Here is a 10639-nt window from a genome sequence, read left to right on the forward strand (position 1 = left end):
AACACATGACTGAACAGCCCATCGTGCTCCCCGACTTCGAGCAGTTCGGCGACAAGGCGGTCAGCGGTCTGCAACGTCCCGAAGAGGCCAGCGCCGCGACTCAGGCCCTCCTCAAGGAGGACCGCGAGTCCGGTCGGCCGCGCATCGACGCTCCCGGAGACAACCAGGTCGCCCTCGAACGCGGGGTCTTCCGGGACGGAGCCTGGTACCGCGACGCGCAGGTGCGTGAACTCAACGGGTACGACGAGGAAGCAATCGCCGCTGCCGGCGCCGGCAGCTCCCCCCAGAAGGTCATCGAAACCCTGCTGGTGCGAGGCGTCGTCAGCATCGGCGGCGAGCCCATGAGCCGCAGACTCGCGGGTGAACTCCTCATCGGTGACAGAGAACTGCTCATCATGGGCATCCGTCGCGCGACCTTCGGGGAAACCCTCGAATTTGAGCAGCTCCCCTGCTCGCGGTGTGGCGAGCTAGTCGACCTCACGGTGCCTCTCGACGTGATCCCCTTCGTCCATCTCGACGATCCGGAGCAGATCGAGTTCGAGGTACCGCTACGGCGGGGCAGTACGGCCCTGGTCCGCATGCCCAACGGTGAGGATCAGGAGCAGGTGTTCGCCGTCCGCAACAACAAGGCCAAACAGGACTCCGTCATCCTCTCGCGGTGCGTTCTGCGCCTGGTCCAGGAGGACGGGACCGAAGTACGCCGGCCGCCCGCGCAGAGCCTGAACATGGCCGACCGGCAGACCATTCTCCAGTTCCTCGTGGACTGCCAGCCCGGACCGCGGCTGGCCGACTTCAGCTTCACGCACGACACGTGCGGAGAGGAGGTCGAGCTGCCGATCAATCTGGCAGTCCTGTTTCGCGGACTGTGACTACGCGCGAGCCTTCAGTCAATTCGAGATTCTCGCCCGCTTTTACACCGGGTGGTCCCTGGGCGAGATCAAGTCCCTTTCCATTCGTGAGCGCCATCACTGGGTCATGTGCGCCGCCTGGGAATTCGAGAGGAGGCAGTAAGTGGCAACTCCCCCGCCGCCAGGCCCGCCCACACCGAATCCCGGAGCGGGCCGGCTCTTCGGCGCCAACAATCTCGGACAGCAAATCGACGCGCTCACGCGCGCATTCACCACTTTCACGAACCGATTTGCGTCAACCTCCGGCCTTTCCACGATGGGCTGGCAGGCTTCGAACGGCGGTCAGGCACAGCGGACGGGGGACCAGCTCGGCCGCCTTCAGCAGCGCTACCAGCAGCAGTACGACGCTCACATCCTCGCCCGCCAGCGTATGCAAGACGAACTGGAGCGCCAGCAGCTCCAGTGGGACCGGCAGCGGCGCGTCGGTACCCGCAACGCCGGCAACATGAAGCTCCCAGCCTGGCGCCGTCAGGAAGCACAAGACCTGATGGACGAGCAGGCGATTCTCTTCGCCAGCAACCAGGCCCGCACCCGCCGCGAGTGGCAGCAGAGCGACAACGCACACAGCACGGCAATGTCGCAGATGTACAGCGACATGAACCGCATGGCAGCCCAGCGGCGCACCCAGACGACCATGAGCCGCATCGCGATGGCCGGCCAGACGGCGGGCGCGGTCGTGGGCGCGGCACGCTCGTACTACTCGGGTGGATTCGAAGAAGCGCTGGGGCAGTTCGAGCGGCGCGTGTCGCTCATGCGGCCGGACTATGAGGGCACCGCCGGTGGTCGGGCGCGCGGTTACGGCCGGGAAATGAAGCGTTACGGAACCATCATGTGGGGCACCTCCAATGAGGACGTCTTCGGCGGGGCAAACGCGATTCTCCAGCAATCCCCGCTCAACCAGTACGACACCCAGATGCGGCGCGCGGCGTCAGCCGCCTATATCACCCCGGGTCTCGGCATTCAGGGCGCCGCCCAAATGCAGCAGGAACTCGGTACTGCCCAGGCTTTTTACGCCTCGCAGATGTTCGGTTTGGCCCCCACGCGCTTTGCCGAAGGCGCGCAGAACTCCTCGTCTGCCATGGCGCTTTCTCTCGCCCAGCGGGTGAACGCAGGCGCGTTCGGCAAGCTCACCGGCAGCCAGCTCCAGGCGCAGCTCGCCCAAGGCGGCTCGCTGTCCATGTCCATGGCCAACTACGCCCGTGCCGCGGGGCTCAGCGGCCAGTCGATGGAAGCGATGCGCAACCAGACGGAACTGTTGCGCGACCTGATGAACCCGGCCAAGGACAGCGGCCTGAAGGGGCTGTCGTCCGAAGAGGCGCTGAAGGTCATCGAGGAGGCCGGCCGCCGCGACGACACCGGCGACAGGGCCCGCGACCGGGTCAAGAAGTACGCGCCGAGCGTCGGCGACAGCTATCAGGACTCGCAGCGCTACCTCCAGGGCCTGGACCGTGAAGGCCACCTTCCTGCGAGCGCCTCGTATCTGGACGCGGCCAAGGCATCCGCGAACACCCTCGCCGATATCCACTCGCTGCTCCAGAAAACCCTCGAACCCCTGGCTGATGCCATTGGCACTGTCGCAGGCTCCGCAAAGGGCGGTGGCTTCTGGGGCTCCGCCGGCACGGGACTGAAGAGCGGGTGGAACTCGGGGCCCAACGTCTTCTTCGGCGACTGGGGAGAGGGCACCGACCAGTCGTCCTGGGCCAAATCCGCTTGGAAGGGCATCAGCGGCCTCTTCGGCGGCGACTCCGGCACACCGCAGTCCAAGCAGGGCGGCAGCAACCAGAAGAGCGACAAGGCAGGCGTCTCAGGAGGCGGGACCTCGAAGGCGATCTCTTACGCCCGCGCGCAGGTCGGCGACCGGTACATCCTGGGTGCCGAAGGCCCCGACGCCTGGGACTGCTCCAGCCTCGTCCAGGCCGCGTTCAGCAAGGCCGGCGTCAAGCTGCCCCGCGTCACCTACGACCAGATCCACTCCGGCGTCGAAGTCCCGATCGACGAGGTCCGCACGGGCGACCTGGTCTTCTACAAGGACTTGAGCCACGTCGGCATCTACTCGGGCAGCGGCAAGGTCATCGAGGCCGCCAACCCCGGCAAGGGCGTCGTCGAGGGCCCGATGTACAGCAAGTTCACCAGGGCCCGCCGCGTCATGTCCGGCGGCGTGGCGGCCACCGAAACCCTCTCCGGAGAGAGTAAGGACCCGACCACCGATAGCGGCTCCGCGGGCGGCGGCGGCTTCACCGTATCCGGCGCCTATGGCTCCACCGAAGAGGTCGACGCCCTGGCCGCCGCGCTCTCCGGCGGCGGAGGCAGTGTCCAGTCCGTCAGCCGGACCCCCCAGGCCACCCAGAACGAGGAGGCCGACGCTGGCAACACCGACGCCGGAAACAGCAACGCGGGCAAGGACGCCCCGAAGAACGTGCGCAAGAGCGTCGAGCTGGGTAAGAAGATGGCCGCCGAGTACGGCTGGGCAGGCTCCCAGTGGACCTCGCTGTACAAGCTTTGGGTCGGCGAATCGGGCTGGCAATGGTGGGCCGATAACCCCAGTTCAGACGCCTATGGAATTCCCCAGTCGCTCCCCGGTTCGAAAATGGCTTCGGAGGGATCGGACTGGAAGACCAACCCCGCAACGCAGATCGCCTGGGGCCTGAAGTACATCAAGGAACGGTACGGCAATCCGCAGAAGGCGTACAGCGTCTGGAACTCCCGCAACCCGCACTGGTACGCGGACGGCGCCTGGGAGGTGCCCGGCCAGCCGGGCGAAGGGATTGACGTCAAGCTGCACGGCGGCGAAATGGTACTCGAACGCAATCAGGCCCACACCGTGCGCCAGGCCCTGCTCAATCAGGGCCTCACCCATTCCCCGGGACAGGGCTCAAATTCGGCCGGGAGCAGCGGCTCCGTCACTCTCCAGTTCAGCCCTGGCTCGGTCGTCGTGCAGATGCCCACGGCGACCGCGGAAGGCGCCAAGAGCGCAGCGCATGCGTTCGTTTCCCAAATCGCCGCCGACGACCGCATCAAATCCCTGATGGGAGGTTGGTGATGGCCGACAAGAAGAAGACCGATGCGGTCACCCTGCCGGGCACCGGCATCTACGACAACTCTTTTGACAACCGAATCCAGAACATCCCGTCGTACCTCCCGGGGGAAGCAGGGGGTACCAACTACGGATTGATCCGTGGGTACATGGTCACTGCCTTCCCGAAGGGGCAGACCGGCCGCTTCTACATGCTGAATTTCCTGTATAACCCGAGCACCGTGCAGGTCAGTCACTCGCTCGACGCGGCCAACCAGGTCATGCCCGCGTACACGCGGAGCGATCAGGACAAGGGCACCCCCCTCACCGCGGCCGGCGGCAGCCTGTCCTTCTCCCTGCTGTTCGACCGCAGCTACGAGATGTCCGACCCCACCCAGTTCAACACCGTCGAGGGCACGTACGGCGTCATGGCGGATATCCACGTCCTGTACAACCTCGTCGGCATCAACATGAAGCAGCAAGTCTGGTCGTCCGCCACTTCCTCGGATGCAGCCAGCACAGAGACAGGCGACGTCGTCGGGATCATGCAGATGCACCCGGTCTGGGTCCACTTCAATCAGGCCCGCCATCGGTTCGCCGACAAGCTGCCGAACATGTCACGGATGTCGTACTTCGGCTATCTGAGCAGCGTGGATATCTCCTACACCCACTTCACCCAGCGCATGACGCCCGTACGTTGTGCCGTCGCCATCAGCATGCAGCTCATGTCCACCGTCGGATGGGTCTAGGAGGCGAAATGACCATCGACATCACCTCGCGGTACCAGCGCAACGAAACAGCCCTGGTGCCCGACCGCAACGGCAATCTTCAGCTCGCCGTCCTGCACCGCCGGCCCACCGCGCAGACCCTGCGCGTCACGGACTACCGCTGGCGCACCGACGAACGGGTGGACGCTGTCGCCTCGCGCTACTACGGCTCGGAGTCGAGTTGGTGGATGTTCGCCGAAGCCAACCCCAATGTTCTCGACTGGACTCAGGTCCAGGCGGGCCGGCAAGTCTTGGTGCCCCGTGGCGTGGCGTAAGGTCTACCGGCCCCACCTCTACTGCCGGACCCCCGCACTGGAGAAGGGGGCCTGGCTGTCCAGCGTGGACGTCTACCAGGCCGAGGGCGCACACCAGGTCGTCGAGCTGACCGTGATGCACACCTACAACCCGAGCTTTCCTGCCCAGCAGTGGCGGACACCGGCCGGCTCTGTGTGGCCCGAGAACACCCCCGTACGCCTCCAGTTCGGCTGGTACGCCGACGACAGTGCCGATTGGTACGGCTACGTCGCATCATCCCGGGTGGTCGCCAGCGAGACCGACCCCAAGTTCGGGCACGCCGTGCAGGTCCCCGTGGTGTACACGCTGACCGGGGCGAGCATGCCGATGCAGACCCGCCGCAACAAGACCTGGCGAGGCACAACGGCTTCGGCCGCAGCGCGCCAGTTCGCCCAGGACTACAACCTCCAGGCCCGTGTGGACCCCACCACGCACGTCTGGGGGCAGAGCACGCAGGCGAGCAGCGACTGGCAGTACCTCAACGACCTCGCCGACCTCAGCGGGTATCGTCTGTATTGCGACAACACCACCATGTGGTTCGTTGACCGGCGCACCGTGATGCAGACCCCGGACCGGACATGGCCGACGTTCTGGCAGCGCAAGGCACCCGGCTTCACCGACTCCCTACGCGAGTTCTCCGCCGTGGTGGGTGACACCGATCCCGCTGGCGGCCTGCGAGCCCGCTACGAGACGACGGCATTCAACCGCACGTCGAACATCCTCACAGAGAGCGCCTACACCCAGGACCGCACGACCGTGCAGGGCCAGAGCGTCGACCCGCTTCTGACCACCCAGTACAGCACCCGGCCCGCCGACTCCTACGCGCAGTCCCAGCGGCTGCTCAACGCGGAGGCCGACTGGCTCTGGGTCGAGGCCCGCGCCGTCGTCAACGGCGACCCCCGACTCAAGCCCGGTGCCCTCGTCGAGTTCCGCGGAACTGGCATCGGCGATGCCAACGAGGGTCTGTGGATGGTCAGATCAGCCGTCCACAAGCTGTGCATAAACCAGGTGTACGCGCAGAAGAGCACGTACGTCACCACGCTGGTCGTCGGACGCGACGACGCCCGCAGCCTCACGCTGGGGGTCCAGGGCCGGCCCCTGGCGCCGGCCCCCACGGTCCTGGTCTCCGGCCGCTGGAGGGCCGCCTACACGGGAGGGGCAGCATGAGCGTGCCCGGGGTGTACGCAGGCATTGTCGTTGCCACCAACGACCCGCAGCACCGGCGCCGGGTACGGCTGCGCATCCCCCAGGTGACCGGCACCGCCGTATCGGGCTGGGCGGAACCCGTCTCCTTCGGCACCGTGGCGCCCGGCGACCAGGTGACCGTCGCCTTCGAAGGCAGCGATCTGAACTACCCCCTCTACTGGCCGCAGCAGACCGTCTCCGGCTGGGTACCCCTCACCCTGGAATCCGGTTGGATCGCCTCCTCAGCCGGCACGCCGATGTACCGCACCACTGCGGACGGCATGGTGGAACTGACGGGGTCGGTCGAGGCCACCGGGACTATCGCCACGGGCACCGCGGTCAAGTTCTCCAGCCTGCCCGAGGGCGCCTGGCCCATCGAGCGGCACCGAGCGACCACGGCCACCGTCTACCGAACGGCCTACAACGCCGTCACGACCTATGCGGAGCACCGGACCACGACGTCGACCACGAGCACCACCTACGTCACCGACGCCAACGGACCCAGCACAAGCCTCATCTCCCCGGCCTCCGGACGCGTCGTCGTGATCTTCGGCGCCTTCATGCAGAACACGGCCGACACCGGCCGCTGCCTCATGGGTGTCCGGGTCCTCGCAGGGTCCAGCATCATCGCGGACGGCGACGATAACCGCTCCGCGGAGGTGCAGGGCACCTACAACACGAGCGCCTCGAACTCGCGGTGGATCACCGGAATGAATCCGGGGACGACGTACACCGTCACGGCCGTCTACCGCACAGAGGGAACCGGCTCTACCGCTGCGTTCGACAACAAGTGGATCACCACAATCCCGATCGGCCAGCACGACACCCCGACAGCGCGCGTCAGCATGGAAACCAACGGAGACCTCACGGCCCTTTTCCCGGGCGGCGCCGCGCCCACCTTCGACATGTCGCTGACCGGCATCCGCGCCCGCGTCATCTGAGGAGCAACTGTGACGACTCCCTACCCGTATTTCCGCAGCCTCGCCGCCGTGAAGACGCTGGGAATCGACTACGACATCAAGAATCGGTACGGCGTCGGTGACTACCTCGTCTACACCGCCGTCCACGGCGGTGCGATGGAGCCGCCCACCTCACAGCTCGCTGTGTACTGTGCCGACGCGACCGGGGCCTACTACAGCTTCGAGGCCCTGAGTAGCCTGACGGCCTCAACCCTCGCCCTGCCAGCGACGGCGTTCGACGAGCCGTTCTGCCAGGTCAACGTCGGTAACAGCACCCGCGCCATCAGCTTCCGCGGAGTCGAGGACCAGCGGGAAAGCGAAGAGGTCGCCTACCTCTCCGGGCTCGACGACGTGCTGGTGGCCCTGGTCGGCCAGGAACTGACCGCGGCCGGCTTCGTGGTCGACGCTCCTCCCCTCCGGTTCGAGGGCAGCGACCCGCAGAACATCGTCAACAAGACCCGCCTGCACGCCGGCGTCCAGATCGACCTCACCCGCTCCCTGCGCAAGAGCTTCTACGCCGACGGCAATCTCGCGCTCCAGTCCGTGAACAATCCCGCCAACCGCCTGCCCGCCTTCTTCTCCTTCGGCGATGCGATCAAGAGGGCTGCGGCCCAGGTCCCCCTCTCGGTCGAGCAGGAGGAGACACCGCCGGTCATTCAGGCGACCGGCCCCGTGGACACGGCGGTCAGCCGGGCGATGAGCACCCCGTTCGCCATCGACCACACCGGGGCAGTGGCCTCGACCACCGATCAGCGAGAACAGCTCCTGGACCGCGTGCACGCCCTGGTTGGCACCCTGCCCGGCGAGCGAGTTATGCGCGCAACGTACGGCGTCCCGACGTCTGCCGCGTTGTTCGCCATCAACGTCGGCGCGGCCCATGCGCAACTTGAGCGTGCGGTCATCGACGCCGTGGCGGCCTGGGAGCCGAGCGCCGTGGTTTCAGCCGTTGTCGCCGATGTCAACAACGAGGTCGGGTCGGTCAACGTGAACGTTCAGGTCGCCCGCAGCGACGTTCCCAACGCCGAGCAGGACACCACACGCACGGTGGGCGTGCTGGTGGGCGGCACAGTCGTATCCGCCAGCGGATAGGGTATTAACGCACCGCCACGGAAAACCGTAGAATCCGAATATCAGCCGGCACACATTTCTGACTCGATCCCGCTGGCAGGGACCGAGAGGAAGTGTGCGTGGTGGCAGTCGACAGCGGGTCGGTAGCAAATATCGACTACACGTCGCGGGACTTCACCGGTTACCGCGATGCACTCCTGGCCTATGCGGAGCAGGTTCTCCCGGAATGGACGTCAAGGTCCCCCGCAGACTTCGGCGTCGTCATGGTGGAGCTGTTCGCCTACCTCGGCGACATCATGTCCTTCTACCAGGACCGCATCGTGGACGAGGGATTCCTTGCTACGGCAACGCAGCGCTCCTCCGTCGTCGCCATCGCGCAGCAGCTCGGGTACCAGCCGCACACCGCGATCCCGGCAACCGGTCAGGTCGCCTTCAGCTCTGAGCCCGGTCTGACCTCCCCCCTCACGCTGCCAGCCGGTACCCAGGTCATCACCTCGTATATCCCCTCGCTCGACCGGCCGATCACGTACGAGACCACCGCAAACGTCATCGTGCCGGCGTACACCACCCCCGTCCCCCAGGTCGTCGCGCTCGTCGCCGAAGGAGCCACGCAAGGCGGCCGAATCCTGGCCCTCTACGCCTCCGCCTCCGGGCAGCCCGCGACCACCATCCGGGGGGAGGACATCGGCAGCAGTGACGGCACCAAATCCCAGGTCTTCACCCTCGCCCACACCCCCGTCCTGCTCGACACCGTGCGCGTCTTCGTGGACGACGGTGTGGGCGGCACCGAGTGGACCCGCGTGGACGACTTCCTACTCACCCGCGAGTCCGACCTGGTATTCACCGCGGCCACCGACGACCAGGGCATCACCCGCATCACGTTCGGTGACGGCGTCAACGGGGATGTCCCGGCAACGGGCCTCACCATCGCCGCGGCCTACCGCACCGGCGGCGGTTCCTACGGCAACGTCCCCCAGGGCTCGATCCTCGACCTCGCGGAATCCGTCCCCGGCGTTGTCGTCGCGGGGTCCTCGCCGATGACCGGTGGTGCCGACGAGGAGACCATCGATCAGATCCGGATCAACGCCCCACGAGTCTTCCGGGCGCAGGGCCGGGCGGTCAGCGCCACGGACTACGCCGACCTCGCACTGACGGTCGCCGGTGTCGCCGACGCTCGCGCCGTGGTCCGCTCCGCCAGCGCAGTGACCATCTTCATCATCGGGCCGAACAACATCCTGCCCTCGGAGGGGCAGCGCGACGCGGTCGCCCAGTACGTCCAGGCCCGCTCCCTGTCCGGCGTGGTCGTCAACGTCGTCAACGGGACCCTGGTCCCGGTGAACATCGGCTCCAGCACACTGCCAGTACTCATCTCCGTGCAGCCGCGGTATCGCCGCGACACGGTCAAGCTCGCCGTGCAGCAGGCAATCCAACGTGTCTTCACGCCGCCGGAGACCACGTTCGGCTCCCGCATTTCCATCTCGCACCTGTACCGGGCAATCCAGGAAGTACCGGGGGTCGACTGGGCGGTCATTCAGATGATGGCTCGGTCCGACCTCACGCAGAGCGGCACGGCCGACGTCATATGCCGCGACAACGAGATCCCCATCGTCGGCAACATCGTGATCACCGCCAGCGGCGGAGTATAGGAGCCCGCGCCATGCCCGCTGTCTACCCCGTGTCGGTGAGGTCGTTCACCCCGAGAACCGACAACGTCGATGTCATCTGGGCCGCCCATGTCAACGACCTCCAGAACGAGTTGTCGGCGGTCGAGCGCACCGTGGGTGTCACCCCGCATGTCTGGCCCGGGTGGGTCCCGAGCGGAAGCACGGCCTGGCCCCCGAAGACCGGCACCGTGACCGTCAAGACGCCAGCGCCGGTCAGCAACTTCGGGGCGGCCAAAACCTATTCCTCCGTCACCGACCGCCTCAAGGCGATGCAGCAGCAGATGACATGGCTGACGCTGATGACACAGCTCCTGGTCGGGCAGTCCGGGCAGAGCAAGCCGTTCAAGCCGGCGGCTGCGGTCATCCGCGCGCCGGGCATGAAGGTGCCCGCCGGCGAGGGCAGGTGGGTCCCATTCAAGTGGGGTGCAGCGGATTACGACCCCAACAAGATGTACCAGGGCGGCTCGAACATCTACGCACCGCTGACGGGATTCTGGGACATCTCTGTCAATGTGTGGGCCGACTCCACGGTCCGAAAGGCAAATGATCTCCACTTCGTCCACGTCCGGCTGATGCGGGGCACGGAAGAAATCGCCGGACAGGACAGCCTCATCGAGACCCGGACGTGGATTCGCCACCGTATCAACCTGTCGTGGCAGGGACGTTGGAACAAGGGCGCCCCAATTCAGGTCCAAGTAAGCCAACACGGAGCGAGCGACAACACGGTGGACGCCAATTGCAACATCTCTGTTTCGTTCGTGCGCGACCTGACGTGAGGTAA

At 66.3% G+C, this 10639-nt stretch carries 9 protein-coding genes; all 9 read left to right on the top strand.

The genetic code is table 11. The features are described 5' to 3' along the window. The first annotated feature begins 5 nt into the window (after positions 1–5). The 9 genes from ACZ7LB_RS14915 to ACZ7LB_RS14955 all read left to right on the top strand — a co-directional run bounded on the left by ACZ7LB_RS14915 (position 6) and on the right by ACZ7LB_RS14955 (position 10634). Positions 6–869, top strand: coding sequence for a T4 family baseplate hub assembly chaperone (locus tag ACZ7LB_RS14915; RefSeq protein ID WP_471468283.1), 864 nt, complete (start codon positions 6–8; stop codon positions 867–869). 142 nt (positions 870–1011) lie between these two features. Next, positions 1012–3948 (top strand): C40 family peptidase, encoded by a 2937-nt coding sequence (locus ACZ7LB_RS14920; RefSeq protein ID WP_471468284.1) that lies wholly within the window; start codon positions 1012–1014, stop codon positions 3946–3948. Next, positions 3948–4670 (top strand): hypothetical protein, encoded by a 723-nt coding sequence (locus tag ACZ7LB_RS14925; RefSeq protein WP_471468285.1) that lies wholly within the window; start codon positions 3948–3950, stop codon positions 4668–4670. Before ACZ7LB_RS14920 ends, ACZ7LB_RS14925 begins: the two co-directional genes overlap by 1 nt. An 8-nt stretch (positions 4671–4678) precedes the next feature. After that, positions 4679–4963 (top strand): hypothetical protein, encoded by a 285-nt coding sequence (locus tag ACZ7LB_RS14930; protein ID WP_471468286.1) that lies wholly within the window; start codon positions 4679–4681, stop codon positions 4961–4963. Continuing rightward, positions 4950–6149, top strand: a complete 1200-nt coding sequence (locus ACZ7LB_RS14935; RefSeq protein WP_471468288.1) for a hypothetical protein — start codon at positions 4950–4952, stop codon at positions 6147–6149. The genes ACZ7LB_RS14930 and ACZ7LB_RS14935 overlap by 14 nt, the downstream gene beginning before the upstream one ends. Then, a complete protein-coding gene (locus ACZ7LB_RS14940; protein ID WP_471468290.1) occupies positions 6146–7108 on the top strand; it encodes a phage baseplate assembly protein V in 963 nt (320 codons plus the stop codon). The genes ACZ7LB_RS14935 and ACZ7LB_RS14940 overlap by 4 nt, the downstream gene beginning before the upstream one ends. A 9-nt stretch (positions 7109–7117) precedes the next feature. Next, the gene (locus ACZ7LB_RS14945) at positions 7118–8215 is read left to right on the top strand and encodes a poly-gamma-glutamate hydrolase family protein (RefSeq protein WP_471468291.1); all 1098 of its coding nucleotides are present in this window, start codon (positions 7118–7120) and stop codon (positions 8213–8215) included. A gap of 101 nt (positions 8216–8316) precedes the next feature. After that, the gene (locus ACZ7LB_RS14950; protein WP_471468293.1) at positions 8317–9840 is read left to right on the top strand and encodes a baseplate J/gp47 family protein; all 1524 of its coding nucleotides are present in this window, start codon (positions 8317–8319) and stop codon (positions 9838–9840) included. 11 nt (positions 9841–9851) lie between these two features. Beyond that, complete coding sequence (locus tag ACZ7LB_RS14955; protein WP_471468295.1) at positions 9852–10634, top strand: hypothetical protein; 783 nt, start codon at positions 9852–9854, stop codon at positions 10632–10634. The last annotated feature ends 5 nt before the right edge of the window (positions 10635–10639 follow it).

This window comes from Streptomyces sp. NPDC107521 (assembly GCF_055598485.1).

What these genes read in the sequence shown, in the direction of transcription:
- ACZ7LB_RS14915 (WP_471468283.1), top strand. Translation starts at nt 6, where the DNA reads ATGACTGAACAGCCCATCGTGCTCCCCGACTTCGAGCAGTTCGGCGAC.
- ACZ7LB_RS14925 (WP_471468285.1), top strand. Translation starts at nt 3,948, where the DNA reads ATGGCCGACAAGAAGAAGACCGATGCGGTCACCCTGCCGGGCACCGGC.
- ACZ7LB_RS14930 (WP_471468286.1), top strand. Translation starts at nt 4,679, where the DNA reads ATGACCATCGACATCACCTCGCGGTACCAGCGCAACGAAACAGCCCTG.
- ACZ7LB_RS14940 (WP_471468290.1), top strand. Translation starts at nt 6,146, where the DNA reads ATGAGCGTGCCCGGGGTGTACGCAGGCATTGTCGTTGCCACCAACGAC.
- ACZ7LB_RS14955 (WP_471468295.1), top strand. Translation starts at nt 9,852, where the DNA reads ATGCCCGCTGTCTACCCCGTGTCGGTGAGGTCGTTCACCCCGAGAACC.